General features: G+C 48.7%; 20 protein-coding genes. 8 read left to right on the top strand and 12 right to left on the bottom strand.

Annotated features, from left to right (window positions below; genetic code table 11):
* From CZ379_RS01490 to CZ379_RS01470, 6 genes are all read right to left on the bottom strand, one after another.
* The gene (locus tag CZ379_RS01490; protein WP_110929978.1) at positions 1 to 1038 is read right to left on the bottom strand and encodes a FecCD family ABC transporter permease; all 1038 of its coding nucleotides are present in this window, start codon (positions 1036 to 1038) and stop codon (positions 1 to 3) included.
* Positions 1035 to 2048 carry a FecCD family ABC transporter permease gene (locus tag CZ379_RS01485; protein WP_110929977.1) on the bottom strand — a complete coding sequence of 338 codons (1014 nt, stop codon included), beginning with the start codon at positions 2046 to 2048 and terminating at the stop codon, positions 1035 to 1037. The genes CZ379_RS01490 and CZ379_RS01485 overlap by 4 nt, the downstream gene beginning before the upstream one ends.
* A gap of 5 nt (positions 2049 to 2053) precedes the next feature.
* The gene (locus tag CZ379_RS01480; RefSeq protein ID WP_199925397.1) at positions 2054 to 3094 is read right to left on the bottom strand and encodes an ABC transporter substrate-binding protein; all 1041 of its coding nucleotides are present in this window, start codon (positions 3092 to 3094) and stop codon (positions 2054 to 2056) included.
* Between the two features lie 81 nt (positions 3095 to 3175).
* A complete protein-coding gene (locus CZ379_RS26505) occupies positions 3176 to 3976 on the bottom strand; it encodes an ABC transporter substrate-binding protein (protein WP_234404773.1) in 801 nt (266 codons plus the stop codon).
* Positions 3977 to 3994: 18 nt separating this feature from the next.
* Positions 3995 to 4801 carry a helix-turn-helix domain-containing protein gene (locus tag CZ379_RS26500; protein ID WP_234404772.1) on the bottom strand — a complete coding sequence of 269 codons (807 nt, stop codon included), beginning with the start codon at positions 4799 to 4801 and terminating at the stop codon, positions 3995 to 3997.
* 186 nt (positions 4802 to 4987) lie between these two features.
* Positions 4988 to 5884, bottom strand: a complete 897-nt coding sequence (locus CZ379_RS01470; protein ID WP_110929976.1) for a CPBP family intramembrane glutamic endopeptidase — start codon at positions 5882 to 5884, stop codon at positions 4988 to 4990.
* Between the two features lie 345 nt (positions 5885 to 6229).
* On the opposite strand from CZ379_RS01470, the gene CZ379_RS01465 reads away from it, so the two are divergent.
* The 3 genes from CZ379_RS01465 to CZ379_RS01455 all read left to right on the top strand — a co-directional run bounded on the left by CZ379_RS01465 (position 6230) and on the right by CZ379_RS01455 (position 9274).
* On the top strand, positions 6230 to 6706 hold the full coding sequence (locus tag CZ379_RS01465) for a glutathione peroxidase (protein ID WP_110929975.1): 477 nt from the start codon (positions 6230 to 6232) through the stop codon (positions 6704 to 6706).
* A 67-nt stretch (positions 6707 to 6773) separates the two neighbouring features.
* A complete protein-coding gene (locus CZ379_RS01460; protein WP_110929974.1) occupies positions 6774 to 7211 on the top strand; it encodes a MarR family winged helix-turn-helix transcriptional regulator in 438 nt (145 codons plus the stop codon).
* Between the two features lie 383 nt (positions 7212 to 7594).
* Positions 7595 to 9274: a glucuronoarabinoxylan endo-1,4-beta-xylanase XynC gene (locus CZ379_RS01455; RefSeq protein WP_110929973.1), complete on the top strand. Its 1680-nt coding sequence runs from the start codon at positions 7595 to 7597 to the stop codon at positions 9272 to 9274.
* A gap of 349 nt (positions 9275 to 9623) precedes the next feature.
* Here CZ379_RS01455 and CZ379_RS01450 read toward each other — a convergent pair whose 3' ends face one another.
* Positions 9624 to 10607, bottom strand: a complete 984-nt coding sequence (locus CZ379_RS01450) for an aldo/keto reductase (RefSeq protein ID WP_110929972.1) — start codon at positions 10605 to 10607, stop codon at positions 9624 to 9626.
* A gap of 140 nt (positions 10608 to 10747) precedes the next feature.
* Between CZ379_RS01450 and CZ379_RS01445 the strand changes: the two genes are divergently transcribed.
* Both CZ379_RS01445 and CZ379_RS01440 read left to right on the top strand, forming a co-directional pair.
* Positions 10748 to 11899 (top strand): DNA cytosine methyltransferase, encoded by a 1152-nt coding sequence (locus CZ379_RS01445; RefSeq protein ID WP_110929971.1) that lies wholly within the window; start codon positions 10748 to 10750, stop codon positions 11897 to 11899.
* Between the two features lie 59 nt (positions 11900 to 11958).
* Positions 11959 to 12747 (top strand): TdeIII family type II restriction endonuclease, encoded by a 789-nt coding sequence (locus CZ379_RS01440; protein WP_110929970.1) that lies wholly within the window; start codon positions 11959 to 11961, stop codon positions 12745 to 12747.
* A 137-nt stretch (positions 12748 to 12884) separates the two neighbouring features.
* Here CZ379_RS01440 and CZ379_RS01435 read toward each other — a convergent pair whose 3' ends face one another.
* Complete coding sequence (locus tag CZ379_RS01435; RefSeq protein ID WP_110929969.1) at positions 12885 to 14084, bottom strand: ROK family protein; 1200 nt, start codon at positions 14082 to 14084, stop codon at positions 12885 to 12887.
* A 320-nt stretch (positions 14085 to 14404) separates the two neighbouring features.
* On the opposite strand from CZ379_RS01435, the gene CZ379_RS01430 reads away from it, so the two are divergent.
* Positions 14405 to 15040 (top strand): chromate transporter, encoded by a 636-nt coding sequence (locus CZ379_RS01430; RefSeq protein ID WP_110929968.1) that lies wholly within the window; start codon positions 14405 to 14407, stop codon positions 15038 to 15040.
* 62 nt (positions 15041 to 15102) lie between these two features.
* The gene (locus tag CZ379_RS01425) at positions 15103 to 15639 is read left to right on the top strand and encodes a chromate transporter (RefSeq protein ID WP_110929967.1); all 537 of its coding nucleotides are present in this window, start codon (positions 15103 to 15105) and stop codon (positions 15637 to 15639) included.
* A gap of 84 nt (positions 15640 to 15723) precedes the next feature.
* Here the strand turns inward: CZ379_RS01425 and CZ379_RS01420 are convergent, their stop codons facing one another.
* On the bottom strand, positions 15724 to 16638 hold the full coding sequence (locus CZ379_RS01420; RefSeq protein WP_110930455.1) for an ArsR/SmtB family transcription factor: 915 nt from the start codon (positions 16636 to 16638) through the stop codon (positions 15724 to 15726).
* 173 nt (positions 16639 to 16811) lie between these two features.
* On the opposite strand from CZ379_RS01420, the gene CZ379_RS01415 reads away from it, so the two are divergent.
* Positions 16812 to 18302: a glycoside hydrolase family 43 protein gene (locus CZ379_RS01415; RefSeq protein ID WP_110929966.1), complete on the top strand. Its 1491-nt coding sequence runs from the start codon at positions 16812 to 16814 to the stop codon at positions 18300 to 18302.
* Between the two features lie 167 nt (positions 18303 to 18469).
* On the opposite strand, the gene CZ379_RS01410 is transcribed toward CZ379_RS01415, so the two are convergent.
* The 3 genes from CZ379_RS01410 to ssuD all read right to left on the bottom strand — a co-directional run bounded on the left by CZ379_RS01410 (position 18470) and on the right by ssuD (position 21304).
* Positions 18470 to 19246, bottom strand: a complete 777-nt coding sequence (locus CZ379_RS01410; protein ID WP_110930454.1) for an ATP-binding cassette domain-containing protein — start codon at positions 19244 to 19246, stop codon at positions 18470 to 18472.
* A 101-nt stretch (positions 19247 to 19347) separates the two neighbouring features.
* A complete protein-coding gene (gene ssuC, locus CZ379_RS01405; RefSeq protein WP_110929965.1) occupies positions 19348 to 20142 on the bottom strand; it encodes an aliphatic sulfonate ABC transporter permease SsuC in 795 nt (264 codons plus the stop codon).
* 16 nt (positions 20143 to 20158) lie between these two features.
* Positions 20159 to 21304, bottom strand: coding sequence for an FMNH2-dependent alkanesulfonate monooxygenase (gene ssuD / locus CZ379_RS01400; RefSeq protein ID WP_110929964.1), 1146 nt, complete (start codon positions 21302 to 21304; stop codon positions 20159 to 20161).
* Positions 21305 to 21325 lie beyond the last annotated feature (21 nt).

Below are 21325 nucleotides of genomic sequence, written 5' to 3'. Positions count from 1 at the left end.
CTATTTCTGCTTTCTATACAGCAAATAGAGAAAAAAAGGCGCGCCAATTCCCGCTGTAAACACACCCGCAGGTATGTCAAGAGGTAGAAAAGCCGTTCTCGCAATGACATCCGATACGCAAACAATAAGCCCCCCGATAAGCATCGTAATCGGTACAAGCCCGGCGAATGATCGCCCCACCAGCCTTCTTGCTACATGAGGGGCGATTAATCCGACAAATCCTATGCCTCCGGCATAAGCAACCGCAGCTCCGGCCAGTGCCACGCTTATAACCAGAAGCCCCAAGCGCTGCAGCTCCACCCTTGCTCCGAGTCCAACCGCGACAATGTCCCCAAGCTCATGAACATTCACCGCCCTAGCAAAGAACAAAACCAACGGTGCAAACCCAATAAACCATAGCAGCATCGAGTGAACGTGCCCCCATGTCGCTCCATAGACGCTCCCCGTCATCCAGGAATAGGCTTTACTGGCCGTTTCAGCCGGGCTCAGAACGATCATCATCGTCGTCAAACCGCTCGTCACCGCGGCCACTCCGATTCCGATCAGCACCAGCCGAAATGGAGTAACCCCTTTGTTCCAGGACAGCGCATAGATCACAAAGGAAACTACGGCCGCTCCAATGATCGCCGCAAGTGGCAGCAGCTTAATGCTCATCGTCCCTAAGCCATACGTAATAAAGATTATCGCCCCGACCGAGGCCCCGCCGGTTATCCCAATAATATCCGGAGAAGCCAACGGATTGCGCACAATTCCTTGCAGAATTAAACCTGACAAACCAAGGGAAGCTCCCACTAGCAAAGAAAGAAGCATTCGAGGCAATCGATGGGTATCAATAATAAAATCGTATTCGCCCGTACCGAATCCCAACAGATGCTGCACCACAGCCAGCGGATGAATCATCGAACTGCCAATCGATAATCCGGTAATAAATATAATCAAGGTTATAGCTATTAATGACAGCAAACTGACGACCCATTTCCTCTTTAGCTGGGAGGATACCGTGCTGGGCCGATTCCCTAACGTAATATGCTGCTTCATTTCTCTCGGAACCCCCTGCGTGCCAAATAGATAAAAAATGGCGCCCCGAGGAATGCCGTCATCACGCCAATGGGCATCTCCTGCGGCATAATAACAAACCTAGAGCCGATATCCGCCAGCAAAAGTGTGCTGGCTCCCAGCAATGCGCTGTATGGAATAACCCAGCGATGGTCAATCCCGATAAGCCCGCGTACGATATGAGGCACGATCAGGCCGATAAAGCCGATGGAGCCGCCGATCGCAACCGCCCCCCCGGCCAGCACAACAACGACAACAGCCATAAGCAGCTTCACGAGAGTAGTTCGTTGGCCAAGCCCCTTCGCAACTTCATCCCCTGACGTCAAAATATTGATCGAGTTTCCAAGGCCAAACGCCAAAAGACCGGCAACAGCCATAAATGGCAAGAGCGGCAACAGCATATCCAGCGTCCTTCCTGACACCGAACCAGCTAACCAGAACAATACACCCTGCAGACTGTTCTCACTAATCACAAGCATACCGCTCGTAAATGAGGTGAATAATGCCGAGACGGCTGCACCGGCAAGGACGATCTTAAGGGAGGACAGCCCTTCACCGCCCAAGGAGCCTAAAAAATAAACGAGGGCCGCCGCAGCGGCTGCCCCCAGGAATGCAAGCCACATATATTGCAGTAACGAAGATATAGAGAAAAAAGTAGCTGCCATCACAATAAAAAAGATAGCCCCGGCATTAATTCCAAAAATGCTAGGTGAAGCCAGCGGATTTCGCGTCAGCGCCTGCATTAAGGTTCCCGCGATGGCTAAGCTTGCTCCGATAACGGCTGCAATCACAGCCCGATCGACTCTGGTCGTACGGATAATGATATGATCCGACGAAGCAGGATCGTAATGGATAAAAGCATCCAACACCGTCCCCAAAGTCATCGACGTCTGCCCAAACGCAATACTCGACATAAAGAAAAGGGCAAACAGACAAAATGCGATCACGAAGCCGATGAATTTCGATGAATTTCGTGAAATAAGTGCTGTCATATCATTTATTTGGCCAAGGCGTAATAGTCATAGATTTCGTCTAGCATATGGTTGGCAGCAATGATGCCTCCGCCAAGGTTCCAGTACACTTCATCGACCATAAATACTTGATCATTCTTGACGGCGTCCAGATTCCTCCACAGCGGATGACTCGTCCATTCCTCATATGATCTCTGAACCTCTTCCTCACCGGCATCATCGAATTTGAAAATATAGAACACGCCTGCGTTCATGCTCGGTATTCCTTCTTTGTTCATCAGCCTGATTACGACTTCACCCTTCTCCCGCTCCTGCTGCTGGTATTCAGAGAATACAAAACCCAGCTCCGACAAAATAGCAGGCGCAAAGCCATTGACATAAATGCGGGAATGATCGGCTCTAAAGTTGAGGACGGCTACTTCCTTCGGCCAGTCTATATCTGTCTTTTGACTGATCTTGTCCTTAAAGTCTTGCACGCGTTGATCCCAATCATTCAGAAGCTGCTGTGCCTTCTCTTCCTCATTTAATGCTTTCCCCATCATTTCTGCTGTATCTTTAAAGGCATATAGAGCCTCTGATGTAACCGTGGGGGCAATCTGGGATAGTTGATCATATACCGCTTCGTGTCTTGTTTTGGAGGCAATGATCAGATCCGGCTTCAGCTTCGAAATTTCCTCCAGGTTCGGCTGCGTCTCCAGCCCTACAATCGGCACTCCGTCTAGATCTGGCTTCAAATAGTTATAGACCGGCTGCTCAACCCAGGATTCCACCATTCCCACCGGTTTAATGCCCATCGCAACAGCAACGTCGGTTGCTCCCTGGTATAACGTGACTATACGCTGGGGTGAACCTTTAATTTCCGTCGTACCCATCGCATGCTCGATCGAACGAACCTCATTAGCCGCGTTTGCTGCCGACGATTCCGCCGGGGCTGTTGTTGATGACGAAGCCGACGACTCCGAGGATGAAGGCTCGGTGGTCGCTTGCTTAGCACCGCAGCCTGAAATAACGAGAATTATCGATAAAATAAAGATGAGCAGTAGCATCTCTTTTCTTGCTTTGAACATGGTTTATCATTCTCCCCTTTTTAACTGATACTGATTCTCATTGTCGATTATACAAAATATGAGGTGAATGAACATGGACAATTACGACCAGCCTTTGGACGAATCCGACAACAGGAGTCTCTCCATTTGTTCCAATAATAGCTTATGCGACCATGAATTATAGCTTGTATAGAGATGACGGCTATCGTACATGGAGTGTATAGAACCGTCTCGTACAGCCTTCAGATTCTGCCATGCCGTTCTAGCAGATAAGCTGTCAATCTGCTCGCGGATAGCCAAATCCATTGCAGCCGAGCCATCATGTTTATAACTCGTCAATACGATGTGATCCGCTTCATACTGCTCCAGCTGTTCCAATGTAACCTCCTTACAGTGGGCAATTTCCGCCACCCCTTTCGGGACGGCAAGCTGGAGATCCTCGTATAGAACAGCACCGAGATTGCGTTGCCCGTACACGCAAATTCTCCCTCTGTTTATACCAATCACGAGAACGCTCTCGTCCCCCAGTTTATTTCTCAGCCGATCGCGAATGATGGTACTTTGCCGATCATAACGCTGCAGCCAGTCATAAGCCTCCTGTTCCCGATCGACCACTTTGGCAACCGTCTTCAAATGATTGCGCCAGCTATCGTAAAAAGGCAGCGTTATCGTCGGCGCAATATGATCATACATCTTCTCCTTCTGCGACTTGCCGCAATCCCGCTGTTCCCGGGTCAGAATCAAATCCGGCCGAGCCGCCATAAGCTTCTCTAAATCAGGCATCAGCTCGCCGATATTCATCGTGCCGCCAGCTCTCATCGCGACCGGGCATGCTCGATTCACAACTGAAGCGTGAGGCTCAATGCCAAGCGCCAGCAAATGACCGGTCAGCAACGGCTTCAACGAAGCGATTCTAGGGCTTCACCTTAGTGTTTTTAAATAGGTAACCGGCGAACGGCCCGTCATCGCTTTGAATTTGCGGCTAAAGTAGAACTCGTCGCTGAAACCGACGCTTTGAGCTATGGAGCGCATAGAATCGCCCGAAGGTATGAGCTGCTTGGCCCGATTGATGCGAATTTCACTTAAATATTCCATAGGACTCTTGCCTACTATTTTCTTAAAGGCTCTCGTATAGTAGTCCGAACTCACGCCTGCCAATGCGGCAAGCTTCTCACGATTGATCGAATCGGCGTAATACTGCTCCATATAATCGAGCGTCTTGGCGATGGCCTGACTTATGTCTAGCTGTCTCTTGCTGCTGGCACCTTGAAATAGAAGCAACAGTGCTTCTTGAAAAATAATATTCGCCTTCATCCTACTCCAACGATTATGGCTTCTAACATGGCTCTCCATTTCGCGGAGACGATCTATTAGAAATGGATCATTGGCCATAAACTGCTCCCCTGGGTCCTCAATAACCGCCGGGGTGAAGTGTCCCTGCTCGCTTTCCTGAATAACCTTGAACCGTATGTAGTAGTATTCCGCCCGGTGCTCCTGCTCCGAGGCAAGCTTGAGCCTCACCGAAGTTTTCGGCTCGATCACAAAAAACTGCCGATCCTGCAAGGACATAATTTGCCGGGTTCCGATTTCAATGCTTCCGCTTGCCTCCAGCACAAGCAGCAGTGTATGTAAAGCATGATCCTGCGCCGGAAAGCTCATGCTTGATCCCAAACGCTTAACGTCTTCTAATTTATACAGACACATCGCAAGTTGCTCCGATTTATTCACTTCGCACTCTGCCTTTCATGCGCCTAAGGGCAATTTCCTAGTTTAATGAAGATTATAAATGATATTGATAATCATTTGCAATCAATGAATCACACCTAGTTTGCATAATAGATCCGCATAAAAAATACCGACCCTATCAATCCCTGAAATCAGGCCTGACGCGGTCGGCATTCGGATGCGATCTCTTTATAATTTGGGCAGCGAAGAAGCGGAAGACGCATCAAGCTGCTTATTTCTATTCCTGTACAACGCATATACAGCAATGGTGCCTAAGATCAATACCGCTACCGTTAACGCGCTCCCCTCTATACCAAAGATGCCTCCAGATAACCAGGCTGGCCCTTGATCCGTGGTACTTAGCAAAGAGTGGTCGGGCACTGTTCCCGAGACATTAAAGCCATATATGTAGCCTTGGAAGTAATTCCAGGTTAAATGCAAGCCGATTGGCCACCATAATCCACCGGTAACCTCACGCGCTACCGCCATAATGACCCCAGCCATGATCAGATTGGCGATGGGAAGCGGGGAGCTGAATACGCCTGGATTAAGGCTATGTAGAAGTGCAAACAGTATAGAGCTCACGATGATAGCAGCTGTTTTTCCGTAATGATAGCGCAGCAGACCCTGGATATACCCGCGTGAGTAGATTTCCTCCGACACGGCCACGCCGACAAACAGAACAGCCCCCTTCAGCATAGGAATCAGCATATCCTGTTCCCACACCGCCGCCTGCCAAGCGATTCCGCCAAAGACCCAAATTAGAACTGCCGAGACCGAGATTAGAATGATGCCCGCCACAGCACCGTGTAGAGCAAATGCCGCACTCCGCTGCTGCTTTAAACCGAATGACCATCCCTTCTTCCGTTCAAAGAACGCGTACATCGCATAAGAGCTCGCTATAAATAAAAACACTTGCAAATATTGGATCAGCAGATTCTCCCCGATCGAGTTCTCCAACTCGGCCAGATCCTTTCCCAAAACAACGCCTACAACCGCAAAGATAAATGAAATGATCGCCATACCCACAATGACCATCACGAAGCTTAATACAATCTTGCCCAACACTGAGGCATGAGTTTTCATAAGCCACCTTCCTTCGCATCATGCAATCCCCCAGGATTGCAGTAATTATTTCCGATACCAATATATCCTTGGATTCTTTATGCTGTCAATCCAATTTACGGGATTTCCAAATGTGACGTATATTCAAAGGCAGTAGTCCGGGTGCCAACACACCAATATAGTTGTTTTTAAGAAACATGATGTATTAATTGGGTTGAGCGTGCATCGGTGAATGTCCGTAATTTTTGTCTATCGAAGCAGGCGCCTTGCCAAATACATTTAGATCGTGTACGATTAAATCGTAAGAGATCTATTTAAAGTTATGGCCGTTCTCTAAAGAAGAGCATAAATTAGGGAGGTTTATCAATGAATAGCATATATGATTTCCAGGTTAAAATGACGAATGGGGAGCAAAAGTTGCTTCAAGACTACAATGGTCGTCCTTTAATTATTGTGAACACCGCCAGCAAATGCGGATTTGCTCCACAATTTGGCGGGCTTCAGGAGCTATACAGCAAGTACCAGGATCAGGGATTAGTCATCCTGGGGTTCCCCAGCGCTCAGTTCAACAATCAGGAGTATGATAATATGGATGAGACGACGCAGTTCTGCCAAATTAATTACGGCGTAACCTTCCCCATTTTTGCCAAAATTGACGTCAACGGGGAGCATGAGGACGCCTTATTCACATATTTGAAACAGCAGCAGAAGGGCATGCTATCCAGTAAAATCAAATGGAATTTCACCAAATTCCTGGTTGATCGGGACGGTAAAGTCGTCAAGAGATACAGCCCAAGAGTCGCGCCTAGTAAAATCGAGAAAGATCTCATCCCTTTGCTGTAAGACGTTTCAGCACTTTTAAAACTCATTTCAACTCGACCTAATCTTAAGCATAAGCAAGGTGAACATTGTGGAAGATTTTTTGACGCTAAAAAAGCAGCTCTGCTTTGCCGTCTATGAGACAGCCAGTGAATTTAACAAGCTATATGCCAGCATCCTTCAACCCTTCGGGTTAACTTACCCTCAGTATTTAGTGCTGCTCGCGCTATGGGAGAGGGACGGGATCACCGTCAAGGAGCTAGGGGAGAAGCTTGATCTGGGAACCGGCACATTAACTCCTATGCTTGCTCGGATGGAAGCCAGCGGTTGGGTGCAGAAAAAGCGCTCCCAGGTGGATGAAAGGAAAGTATTTATCCATCTTCAGCAGAAGGCCCTTGAAGAGAAGCAAGCCATTACGCTTAAAATCAGTGAAGAAATACGTTCCTGCCAGATTGAACTTGAGGAGTACGAGCAGTTGATGAAGCAGCTCAACAACCTGCACAAGAAATTGAAGGATAGAAGCTTATAAAGCTTGGAGAAGGAAATGACTGAGACGCGAACCTTGCACGGTTCGCGTCTTTAACTATGTCGTGAGAAGATCAACACTATCGCATAGTCCTATTCTACAGATTATGAAAAAGTTATTACTCCGTTAGCCTATTGTCCCATCAATTAAAAAATCCCCCCATGACAAAAAGTACAAATGACTATTTTAGGAATTATTTTATTAAATTTGCACATTTATGGAAGGAAATTGCAAATAAGTCGCTAATACAGTAATCAGGCACTTATATTGTTTTTGCCAATCGGAAGGAGGTCGTCAGAACGCTAAAACAGCCGAAAACCGGAAATGACTCGTCCAAAGAGTTGCAGATTTTATGAACAATATTATTTTAAAAGGAGAGGAAAGTCATGTTTTCACGTGTAAAAAAATCAATTCATGTATTATTGGCGTTCATAATTACGCTGCCGCTGATGTTAGCCATGCCGACAATGACTGAAGTTTCGGCAGCAAGTGATGCTGTCATTAATTTATCGGCAGAAAAACAAACGATTCGCGGTTTTGGGGGCATGAATCACCCGGCATGGATTGGAGATTTGACAGCGGCGCAAAGAGAAACCGCTTTCGGTAATGATCCGAATCAATTAGGTTTTTCGATAGTAAGGATCTATGTGGATGACAACAGAAATAATTGGAACAGAGAGGTGGCGACTGCAAAAAAAGCGATTGAACATGGCGCATTAGTCATTGCTTCGCCATGGAATCCTCCAAGTGACATGGTTGAGACCTTCAATCGCAATGGGGATACGAATGCAAAACGACTTAAACACGATAAGTACGCGGCGTATGCGCAGCACCTTAATGATTTCGTTTCATACATGAAGAATAATGGCGTCGATCTATATGCTATTTCTGTTCAAAATGAGCCGGATTACGCGCATGATTGGACGTGGTGGACTCCACAAGAAATGCTTCGCTTTATGAAGGAAAATGCCGGATCCATCAATGCCCGAATTATCGCACCGGAGTCTTTTTCTTACCTTAAGAACATGTCAGACCCGATTTTGAACGACCCACAGGCACTTGCTAATATGGATATTCTTGGTGCTCACACTTATGGCACTCCGTTCAACAATTTCACTTATCCTCTTTTCAAGCAAAAAGGAGCGGGAAAAGAGCTTTGGATGACGGAAGTTTATTACCCGAATAGTGACAATAATTCGGCAGATCGCTGGCCGGAGGCATTGGACGTGGCGCATCATATACACTACAATATGGTTGACGCAGAATTCCAGGCCTATATCTGGTGGTACATTCGCAGGCAATACGGTCCTATGAAAGAGGACGGTAATATCAGCAAGCGCGGATATGCGATGGCTCATTATTCGAAATTCGTTCGTCCCGGATATGTAAGGGTTGATGCAACCAAGAACCCTGATACACATGTTTTCACTTCTGCATACAAAGGCGACAACAAGCTTGTTATTGTTGCAGTGAACAGAGGTACTACAGCGGTAAACCAAAACTTTGTCTTGCAAAATGGGACGGCATCGAGCGTATCGAGATGGATTACCGACAGCAGCAACAATCTGACAGCCGGAACACCACTCGATGCATCAAGCGGCTCCTTTTTTGCCCATCTTCCTGCCCAGAGCATTACCACCTTTGTTGCTGAACTCGGCAGCGGCAGCGGTGACGGTGGTGGTACCACCTATGAAGCGGAAACAAATACAACATTGGCCAACGCAGCCCTAGAGAGCATCTATTCAGGTTATAACGGTGCGGGATATGTTAATTTTGATGCATCTACCGATGCGAGCATTCAGTGGAATAGTATCTACTGTGCTGTTGCAGGAACTAAAAACGTGAAGTTCCGGTATGCACTGGAGGGTGGAACAAGAAATCTAGATGTCTACGTTAACGGAACGAAAGTAGTGAGTAATACTGCCTTTGCTGCGACTGGAAGTTGGGCAACCTGGGGCGAGAAAACGATCCAAGTACCTATGAATACCGGAACCAACACTTTAAAAGTAGTCACTACCGGTACGGAAGGCCCGAACATCGATAGCATACATGTCTCGGCCCAATAGGCACGTTAAGAAGTAACTGAGAAGTATCCTGCGATCAAAGCAACAGTATCACGGGGACTGCTATTGGGGCTGCTCTCCAACAAATGCTCCAATAGCGGTCATTAAATGTTCTTCCTGAGTGAGTACATAAATCACCCGAATTTCTTCGGTCAAAGCTATATGCAGATTACGTCTATGCCAACGAAAGAATGCGGGTTAACTAATCGAAGCCCAAAGACCAAGCCTTCCTCCTCACAGAAAAATCGATACCTCTTGGTATCAATGAACCAAAAGATATCGATTTTACGGCTTCAGGGCCCTTTTTCCACATGTTAAACTGCCCGAAAATAGATCCTAAGAAACTGCGCTATTAATACGCCCCGCGAATATGCTCTGCTACCTCGCTTCGATAAAACGCTTGAAGGCGCTCCAACTCCTCTGGACGAAACGCCGGAACGTGCAATGTACCAAGATTGGCCTCCACCTGCCGAACATTCTTGAAGCCCGGTATGACGCAGGTCACCTCCGGATGATCGAGAATCCAGCGCATCGAGGCACGCGCCATATCCTCGCGTCCTTCGGCAATCCAGGACAACTGGGAAGCGAGCTCCACGCCTTTCGTGAAAGGCAAGCCTGCGAAGGTCTCCCCCACGTTGAATTGCTCTCCGTTCGCGTTGAAATTCCGATGATCATCCTCGCTAAATGTCGTATCCTTCGTAAACTTGCCCGTCAAAAGGCCGCTCGCCAGCGGCAATCTCGCCAAAATCCCCACTCCCGCTGACTTCGCTTCTGCGAACAGTTCCTCCGCTGGCTTCTGGCGAAAAATATTGAAGATAACCTGCAGCGCTTTGATGCCAGGCACGCTCAGGCAGAACAATCCCTCTTCCACCGTCTCCACGGATACGCCGTAGTGGCGGATTTTGCCTTCCGCTTTAAGCTTGTCCAGTACCTCGAACACTTTGCCATCCTTCAGCACGGCTAGAGGCGGACAGTGAATCTGATATAGATCAATGCGTTCGCGCTGCAAGCGCTTCAAACTGCCCTCGCAATAGGCGCGAACCGACTCTTCGGAATACGTATTGAGATCATGGATGTCGCCAGCCCGGCAAAATTTAGTAGCGATATAAACCTCGTCCTCTTTGCCCTTGGTTGCCTTTGCCAGCAGCTCCTCCGCATGCCCCGATCCGTATACATCCGCTGTATCAAAAAAGTTAACACCCTGCTCCATCGCTGTGGCCAAACCGCGCAGCGCTTCCTGGTCATTAGATTGACCCCAACTGCCGCCGATCGCCCATGTTCCGAAGCTCAGCTCACTTACCCGTAATTCTGTATCTCCCAATTGCCGATAATTCATTAATCCCATCCTCCTTAATACCCTCTCCATTTGAGAATAGCTAAAAAAGCGTTTTCCCGCAACATGAGCCGCAGAAAATCTGGACCGCTCACCCAATCGATGATATAATTATTCTACTTGAAGATTTAAGAGGTGACATGATGACGGTGGCGATATCCTTCTTCTCTGGAGCAGGCGGCCTGGATATGGGAATCCAGCAAGCTGGATTCGATATTAAACTAACTGTTGAAATTGAGAAAATCTACTGTGAGACGTTAATGACAAACCACCCCGAGTTAAACGTTGTGCAAGGGGATATCATGACATATAGCAAGGACAAAATTTACGAAGAGGCTGGGCTTCAACCAGGGCAAGAGATCGACCTGATGTTCGGTGGAAGCCCCTGCCAATCCTTTAGCACTGCGGGCAAGCGACAAGCCTTCACGGATGCGCGCGGTCAAGCGATGCTCAAGTTTGCCGAGCTGGTCACGGAAGCCCGCCCCAAAGTATTCCTGCTTGAAAATGTACGCGGGCTGCTGTCCGCAGCTCTCAAACATCGGCCGATCAATCAGCGCGGCGAGGACTTTCCGCCGCTTGAGCCGGATGAGATGCCTGGCAGCGCGCTAAGCTACCTGCTCGGTAAAATTCCCGACTACGAGATTACGCTGGAGCTGGTCAATGCCGCCGATTATGGCGTTCCGCAAACGAGGGAGCGGGTATTTATCGTTGGTGTGCGATCCGATCTTCATACGCGCTATCGCTTTCCAGCTAAGACCCACACGCCAAACGGAGCGGACGGCACCTCCAAATGGGTCACCCTAGGCGAGGTTCTGAACCGTTTATCCGTCGAGCAGCATCACTACGTGGAATACTCCTTGGATCGGTTAAAGTATATGCAGATGGTGCCGCAGGGCGGCGGATATTGGAAGGACTTGCCAAAGGATGTCATTAAGCAGGCCATGGGCGGAGCCTATGAATCCGGCGGCGGTAAGATGGGCTTTTTCCGAAGATTGCATGTCCACAAGCCATCACCGACACTGCTGACCTCCCCGATGCAAAAGAGTACCAATCTCGGGCACCCTTACAAGGATCGGCCCCTGAGTATTGAAGAGTATCTGGCTATTCAGGAGTTCCCAGTAGACTATAGGATGTGCGGTTCCTTAACGCAGCAATATATACAAATCGGCAATGCGGTTCCCGTCCGACTAGCGCAAGTGATCGGAGAATCCATCTATGACTTGATCCATCAGCAGGAGCTATCGCCAAGCCTACCTGCAGAAAGAAAGATTGCCACGACTGCGCAGCGAGATTAGAATAAAGGTGTGGGGCAATAGTCCCACGCCTTTTTATTTATTGGCAGGGAGGTTATGAAATGAATGCCCATACACAGGAAGCGATTGTTCAGCACTTAACCCAAGTCATGGAACGTATTATCGAGAGGCGCTGCATCATGGAACCCTTTGATGAGAAGGCCGTAGAGAACGCCAACCCCTTTGGTTTTCGGCTTGTGCCGCTGGAGGTTTGGAAGGGAGCTAAATTTGAAAGATCCTTCGTAACGACGTTGGGGCAAGGCATTTTCGAGCAGATCGGCAAGCTGATTGCGCTGGGCAGCGGCGCCGAGGCCATAAATCAGCATGCCATCACCTTTAAAGTATGCACCTGGCGGCTGGAGAAGATAGATTCTATCCTTAGCAGGCTGCGGCAGAACAAAACTACGCCGAATTGGCAGCAGGAAATCGAGGAATTATTGACGCTGGAAAATGAGCGTTTTGAGGAGGTCACCGTGCTTTCCGATCTATATATCCGCCGTCCGAGCGGCACGGAGGAATTCTACTCCTTCAAAACGGTGAAGCCTAATCTAGATCAGACTGAACGCGCCAAGCGCGACATGTTGAGACTGATTGCCGGCGATCCTACGAGAAAGCCTTATTTCGGGCTGCCGTTCAACCCGGCTGGAGACGGAAATCCTTACCGGAGCTCGGGCTTCACCATCCCATTTAAAATCATGAATCTGGATCAAGACGAATCCGTGCTCATCGGTTCGAAGCTGTGGAACAAAATCGGTGACGATCCGAATACATATACCGAGTTACTCCAACTGTTCGAGCAGGTGGGGGATGTCATGACTCCAAAAATCAGGAAGGATTACTTTGGAATATAGGAGGAAACGCCACCATTAACGCCAGAGATGCAAGACGTTCAAACGAAAGAAATCTGCAACGGGCTAATGTATTGATTGAGCTTCCGTGTTCCTGATTAACTGGTAAAAAAAGAGACCCGAAGGGGTCTCCATCTCTCTCACAGCGAGAGCTGCTTAAGCATCATCACGGCCGCGCCTGCAGAAACAGCATTCTCCTGGAGAATTCCTTTAGAGAATATCGGCTGATATTCCGGGTAGTAATAAATATTCTTCTGCGCGACGGAAATTGCGGTATCGTAATATAGGCTGTGGGCATTGATTAACGCTCCCCCCAGTATGACCGCTTCCGGGTGAAGGATATTTATTAGATTGGCTAAGCCGATTCCCATATAGACAGCGGATTGGGTAAATAGCTCACGGATAAAGAGGTCTCCTTGGTTCAGGGCCTCTACCAGCATATCGAAATGAATGCCGTCCGGCTGAAAACCCTCGGTACCGGCAAGCTGATTCCTCCCCATTTTGCGCTGCTCTCTTACTTGTTTCTCCAAAGCCTGCACCGAAGCGAAAGCCTCTAGCGCCCCGTAATTCCCCTCATTATGCAGCCTTGGCCCGTCCGGCTGAATGATCATTTGCCCAATGGAGCCCTCCATATCCATCGCCCCATATACTAAAGAACCGTTGGACATCATCGCGGATCGCAGTCCAGACCCGGCATGAATATACAGCATATGCTGCACGTTCTCGCCTCGCAGCGCCCAATGCTCGCCAATTAGCGCCGTATTCGCTCCATTTTCCAGAGTTGCCGGAATCCCAGTCTCCCTCTCCAGCCATTCACAAACCGGAACATGAGCCCAGCCCGCAGCAGAGAAATAACGCGGCTCTAAAATAAGTCCCCGGTGCCTATCCAGCGGCCCGACAGCTCCTACACCTATTCCCGCCACCTTATCTCTAGCTATGCCATGCTCTTGCAGCATAGTCTCGATCTTCCCGCTGACATCATGAACCAGCTTCTGCGGGGTCATCGTTTCATCCATCGGCCATCGGCAAGAGGAAAGAGTTCTCATATTCAAATCGAACAAACCCAGCGCCGAGTAGAGCCGGGAGATTTCCAAGCCGAAAATCACTTTATGCGTAGAATTGACCTGATAAAGAATCGGCTTCCTTCCGCCTGTGGACTCACCAAAGCCCGCCTCTGCCAACCAGCCTTCATTCGTCAATTCATCCAATAGTCTTGTCAGGCTGCTGCTGGTCAAGCCGAATTCGTCCAGCAGCTCCGCTTTGGAGACATGGCCTTGTCCTGCTATTCGCTCAAATACTGCCTTCTTCGCATTTAATGCCGCTTGGCTTATTTTATTCATAAAGAGTCGCCTCGTTTATTCACATTATTCTCATCGGATATATGTTTTATTATATCTGCTTGTCTCCGAATTATCTAGCAGCAGACTTTTATTCAACTCGACAAAAAGAATACCATACCCTATAGGATTACTACGATAAGAATGTTGCTTTTTTGATTATTACTATTATATTACATGGATTGCAATATTTTTTTGAATAAATTATAAATAGTTCGAAAACTTAATTCCAATTTGATAAAAAGTTGCTATAATTGAATTAGGTTTCAACGGATTAATCACGAGTATGCTGTGACATCAAGCAGATTAGGGAGAGAATAAGCATGCGAGCCGGATTTATAAGCAAATTGATTGTGCTCCGAGATTTATTTTGGACTTTTTTAAAAATAGGCCCTTCTACCTTCGGAGGGGGCTATGCCATGATTTCGACAATTGAGCATGAGGTCGTGGAGAAGCGGCAATGGATGGATGAACGGGAGATTAGCGATATTTTCTCCATCGCCGGTTCTGCACCCGGTGGTGTCGGTGTAAACTCCTCAGCCTTTATCGGCTATCGCCTAGGTAAAATTCCTGGAGCAATCGCCGCCGTTCTTGGCATTACACTTCCTACATTCCTAATATTAATCGGCTTAAGCGCCGGATATGCTCTGCTGCAAAATGAGCCGAAAATGATCTCCGCCTTCAAGGGCATCAACGGCGCGGTTATCGGGCTAATCGCTGTAGCGGCCTACAGAATGGGAAAAACCTCATTATTCGACCTTTCTACCAAACTAGTAACTATCGCGTCGCTTCTGCTGTTGCTATTTACAGGATTGAATCCGATTTTCCTGATCTTGATCGGACTAATTGCGGGAAATGTCATTATGGGCGTGAAGAAGGCGCTGGGATTGCCGCTTCATACGGAAAAAGAATCCCAGGCGGCAAGCTCTGGGACAGAATTTATAGAGTATTATATTTAATCGCTCGTTCGCTTCGAATAGACCCGATGGTTGAAAATGACTTTGAATAAAGGGTGAATTGCGTGCTATTGTGGAAACTGTTTCTTATTTTCATGAAAATAGGCTTTGCCTCCTTTGGGGGCGGCTATGCCGTCATCTCCATGATCCATTATGAAGTGAGCCAGTACGGGTGGATTACTCCGGAACGCTTTCAGCATATTGTCGCTTTAGCAGGCATGTCCCCCGGCTCCATTGCCGTAAATGCCGCCATGCTGATTGGCCTGGATACGGCCGGAATGCCGGGAGCGATTGCCGCTATTGTGGGGATCATTTTGCCATCTCTGATCATTATCGTGCTGGCAGCAAGATTTTTTTACAAGATCCATACCAAACCCTGGGTGAAATATTCCCTCTACGGCCTTCGTCCGATTATTATCGGACTTATCATCTATGCCGCAATTCATCTCGGCTTCCCTGACCTAACGAGCAGTATGTTCAATTGGACAACGTTAGCGACCCTGCTGATCGGTGCGGCTGCCTTCATCTCGATTGTGAAGTACAAAATCCACCCGCTTGCGGTAATCGGTTTATCGGCCTGTGCAGGCATTGTATTGTTTTGATCAAGACTGCCGTAAGCGCAGAGATCTGTCCAAATCAGACAGATCTCTTTATTTTACATCTTTTATATCCTCTTGGTTACCGAACTAATCATCCTCATCAAGGTACACGCGGATGACAATGTCTTGATCGTGATTGCCGAATCCGGCACCGTATAAAGTCAATCCTCCTATGTTAACAGCCTGCTCATCAACCGCAAAACGAAGCGTCCAAAACGGGTCCCACAGCTTGATATCCGATAGGGTTACCCCGGACATCCGCTCCTTGTCTATAAACGTCCCCGATGCGTCAATGCGGATCGTTTTTAACAACCCATATTGATTCACATTTCGATGCCACCAATCCGGTGTGTACTTGCCCCGCGCAGCTCTTCCGAAGTCGGCTGGGCTTGTCCATGTGCCAAGGGATACGCCGTTGAATGTAAATTCAATATCTGAAGGCCAATTATCCCTTAACCCGGGAGCTTCTGAGGCAATTTCCATAGAGATTTCGATGGCGGAAACAGATTGATCGGTAAGCAAATAGTTCGGTGTTTTGTACTCCACATATCCCCATCCAAACCACAGAATAGCAGCGTTAACCCGCTCGGGATCGAGAAAATAGCGCGGGTCATCCCATACTCCTATTTCCATCTCATGCGTGCCCAGGCCGCAAGTTGGATGGACTTCAAAAGCCGTGTAATGACCGACTGAAATACTCTGCTCTCTAATTCTTGAGCTTTGGCTTGCAGACGGCAGTTCGATCTCGACCCTCTTTTGTTTGAGGAAGCACATTTTGTGGGTTCCCCCATTCAAGCGCGCTCTCCGACTTCCGATCAGTCCGGCTTGTTCGAGTTTGCGGATGTGCATAGTGATGATCGAGGAGCTCAGCTCCAGCCGCTCTGCAATATCCTTCACATTCATCTCCTTATCGGCAATGAGACTCATAATTCCCCACCTGACTTCACTTGCCAGCGCTTCATATAAAGGCATAAACTTCTGTTCGCTATTCGCTTTAATAATCATCATAATCTCCCGATCTATTTTATTGAAATCATATATATATTAATTTAATAGATTTAACAAAATCGCTCAACCCTAATACATTGCAAAAACCAAACCAATGTTGTTTAATTTTCTTAATAGCTCAATTAACCGAATTTATATATATGTGAATTTATGAAAGAGGTGTATACATGAAATACAATAACCCGGTTATCAAAGGATTCTATCCAGACCCGAGTGTATGTAAAGTGAAGGATACCTATTATTTAGTTTGCAGCTCCTTTCAGTACTTCCCTGGCGTACCCATTTTTGAGAGCAGGGATCTGATCAACTGGAAGCAAATCGGTCATTGTCTCACGAGAGAGAGTCAGGTTCAGCTCGGCGAGGTGACCAGCTCCGGCGGGGTGTTCGCTCCCACGATACGCCACAACAACGGGAGATTCTACATGACCACGACCAACGATACCACGCGGCAAAATTTCTATGTATGGACAGACGACATTTACGGTGAATGGTCAGAACCGATCTATGTGGATCAGGGAGGAATCGATCCCGATTTGTATTTTGAAGACGGGAAGACCTACTTTATGAGCAACGGGAAAGACGATAACGGTATTGGTGGTATTGTTCAGTGTGAAATTGACATTGAAACGGGTACGAAGCTGTCGCCAAGCCGTTCGATATGGCAAGGAACTGGTGGACGATACTTAGAAAGTCCTCATATGTATAAAATAAATGGCCGATATTACCTCATGGCTTCTGAAGGCGGAACTGAGTACGGTCATATGGTCGTTTATGCACGGGGAGATTCAATTTCTGGCCCTTTCGAAGCTTATCCGGACAATCCCGTGCTGACCAATCGTAATCTAGGCGGGTACGAGCTGCAGGCGGTTGGCCATGGCGATCTAGTTCAAGATGATGACGGACATTGGTGGATGCTCCATCTGGGTTTCCGTCAAATCGGTCAATGGCTCACCTACCATCATCTTGGCCGTGAAGTTTTCCTGACGCCAGTTACTTTTGGCGAGGATGGTTGGTTTACAGCTGGATATAACGGCACTACCCTTACGAGTTTTGAAACGGATCGGATTTCAAATCATGTCGCTCAGCAGGAGAAAAAGATTTTTACTTTCGAGAACACGGACTGGAATTTGGACTGGTGCTATCTCCGTCATCCTGCCCAAGAGAATTATAAATTGGATATAGATAAGTTACAGCTTAAAGGGACGGAAGTGTCTCTGGATACTCCTAAATCTCCAACATTTATAGGTATTCGCCAAAGGGACTTCAACGCTGAAATCTCATGTGATGTAAAGCTTACAAGTGGAGAGGCTGGCATCACGCTCTATATGGATGAACATCATCATTATGATTTAGCTGTACAAAAAGTGGCGAATGAGTATAAAGTGATCGAGCGCCTAAATATAGGTGATATTAAATCCATTGAACATGAAGTTGACCTAGGAAGTGACAACCATACTACTCTGGTGATTCGGGCAAATCATGAGCGCTACAGCTTCTTCATTCACGCTAACGGCGAGGATCTCCTCTTAGGCACGGCACAAACCAGATACCTTTCCTCTGAAGTTGCAGGAGGATTTACAGGTGTACTCATTGGTTTATATGCCCACGGAGAAGACTCCGCAGCTGAGTTTTCAAAATTTAAATGCGAATATCTTTAAATTGTATATAAAGCCGGTTATTCAGGATTCACCTGAAAACCGGCTTTCATTGTAACACGAAAAGATGCTTTGATTGGATATAACCCCCCTATCCCCCCCCCTCGATAACGATCCACTCTACGTCCTCATTAGGAAAGATCCAGAACCGAACAACCGATAAAATCCCTTCATATATCATATAAAAGAAAATCAGAACCGCGCTTCTCCCTGTGGTCAGGTGCAAGCACCCGATTAAGAATGATCTGCTCGAAGTGGGCAAAGCCAGCATCGCGATTACGCGGCCTAGCCAACGTTACCTGAAGATCCAGAGCGATCTGCCCGTCCTCGATCAGAATGACCCGATCCGCCAAAGCTACCGCTTCGCTCACATCATGCGTTACCATGACGGCGGTGAAGCCCCGCCGCTTCCATAGATGCTCGATCAGTCGCTGCATCTCAATACGGGTCAATGCATCAAGCGCACCAAGCGGCTCATCGAACAGCAGCAGCTGCGGATTTCCGACCAAGGCTCGGGCTAGCGCAACCCGCTGCCGCTGACCGCCGGACAAGACGGAAGGCCACTCCCCCGTCCGCTCTTCCAGCCCGACCAGCTTAAGAGCCTCATAAGCCCGGCGCTGAGAATCGCCCGAGCCCAAGCCGGTCAGTCCCAGCTTCACGTTGTCCAGCACCGTATTCCAAGGAAGCAGACGCGAATCCTGGAACATGAACCTCGTAGCAGAGTGAATACCCCGAGCCTCCTGCCCCTGCAGCTTTAATGAACCGCTGCTCGCTTGGTCGAGTCCTGATAAAAGGCGAAGCAGCGTGCTTTTGCCGCAGCCGCTCTGGCCGACGATGGCGACGAAGCTGCCAGGCTTCACCGACAGTTGAATATTCCGCAGCACCAGCTTGCTGCCAAACTGCTTGGACACCGCCTCCAGTTCGATCGATACGCCGCCTGTCTGCATGCTATCGTCCTGCTTAATATTCTCCCCATCCTCCGCTTCCACCTGCAGGGAGGGCTCTACTGGAGACGCATCGGGATATGTCGCCCGATCGGCATTCCTTCTTAGACGTTCTTGAATTTCGAGCCTTCTTCGGCGAAGTGCGGATGCCATCTTAGCCACCTCCTCTCCAAGCCTTTTGCCATTAAATCCGATAATTTTCCGAGCAAAGCATACAATAAAATACTCAGCACTACGACATCCATTTGAAAAAACTCCCGCGCATTCATCGCCATATAGCCAATGCCCGAATTGGCGGCGATCGTCTCAGCGACGATCAGCGTCAACCACATAATGCCTAGCGCGAAGCGAAATCCGACCAAAATCGACGGCAGCGCACCGGGAAGAATGACTCTCCGGTACAGCTGGTAATGGCGAAGGCCATATACTTGCCCCATCTCGATCAGACTTGGATCGACCGAACGAATCCCATGCAGTGTATTAATATAGATTGGAAAGAACACTCCCATTGCAACTAGAAATATCCTGCCCTCTTCTCCTATCCCGAACCAGGCGATTATGAGCGGAATCATCGCTAAATGCGGAACGTTCCTGATCATCTGTATCGTCGAATCGGTCAGCTTCTCCGACAAAGGGAGAACCCCGTTCAGCAGTCCTAATATGAAGCCCAACACCCCGCCGATGATGAACCCGATCAGAGCCCGCCATGTACTTATCCCGATCGCTTCCGCCAATTCCCCGTTCGTCGTTAATTTCCAGCCGGCCTGAAAGACCTCAAGCGGCGAAGGCAGCGTACGTTCGGGCATAAGCCCCATACTGCCCACCACCTGCCAAGCAACGAGAATCAGCAGAGGCATATACCAGGGCAAGGCCTGTATATGCCATCTCTTCTTCTGCATTTAGATCGCCCCCCTTTTAATGCGCCGCTGCCTTCGGCGTTGGCCGCATATTGTTCGCAATAATTTCGCCAAACGGGCTGATCGAGGACGGGCCTGCCACCTCGCTTCTTTTCTGCAGCGGCAGCAACGGAAACAACAGCTCCGCCACGCGATAGGCCTCCTCCAAATGAGGATAACCCGAGAAAATGAATGTCTCGATTCCCAAATCCGCATATTCCTGCATCCGCTCGGCAACGATGTCTGGACTGCCGACCAAAGCCGTGCCTGCACCGCCGCGAACGAGTCCGATCCCCGCCCATAGATTCGGGCTGATCTCTAATTGCTCCTTGCTGCCGCCATGCAGCGTAGACATCCGCTTCTGGCCGACCGAGTCAAAACGGGCAAAAATATTCTGCGCCGCAGCAATCGTCTCCTCATCCAGATGCTTAATGAGATCGTTGGCTGCAGCCCACGCCTCGTCCTCCGTTTCGCGCACAATGACATGCAGACGGATTCCGAAACGGATCGTACGGCCACGGGCTTCGGCCAGCCTGCGCATCTCGGCAATTTTCTTCGCGACCTCAGCTGGAGGCTCGCCCCAAGTTAAATAGACATCGACATGATCCGCGGCGACCTGTAGAGCCGCCTCCGATGAGCCGCCAAACCAGAGCGGCGGATACGGCTGCTGAATGCCGGGATATAAAATATGCCCGCCTTCAACCCGCAAATGCTTGCCTTCATAGTCGACGGTCTCTCCAGACAGTTCTCGGCGCCATATATGAAGGAATTCACTCGTTAATTCATAACGAGTCGAGTGATCCAGGAACAAGCCGTCGCCCGCCAATTCCACGGGATCGCCCCCAGCTACGACATTCAGCAGTAATCTTCCATTAGAAATACGATCCAGCGTGGCCGCCATCCGTGCCGCAAGCGTAGGTGAGGTTAGCCCCGGGCGGAGCGCAACGAGGAACTTCAGGCGCTGCGTAACAGGCACCAACGAAGACGCGACTACCCAAGGGTCTTCGCAGGAGCTTCCCGTCGGAATCAATACCCCCTCATAACCCAGCCGATCCGCAGCCACGGCAATTTGCTGCATATAATGAAGATCCACCGCACGCGCGCCTTGGCTCGTGCCCAGATAACGTCCGTCTCCATGAGTCGGTATGAACCAGAATACTTTCATCACTCGTCTCCTCCTCGATCC

The sequence above is a fragment of the Paenibacillus bouchesdurhonensis genome (genome assembly GCF_900155685.1).
In the GTDB taxonomy this organism is placed as follows: Bacteria; Bacillota; Bacilli; order Paenibacillales; family Paenibacillaceae; genus Fontibacillus; species Fontibacillus bouchesdurhonensis.
Note: the sequence above shows the minus strand (reverse complement) of the source record. Positions and strands in the feature narration are given on the sequence as shown.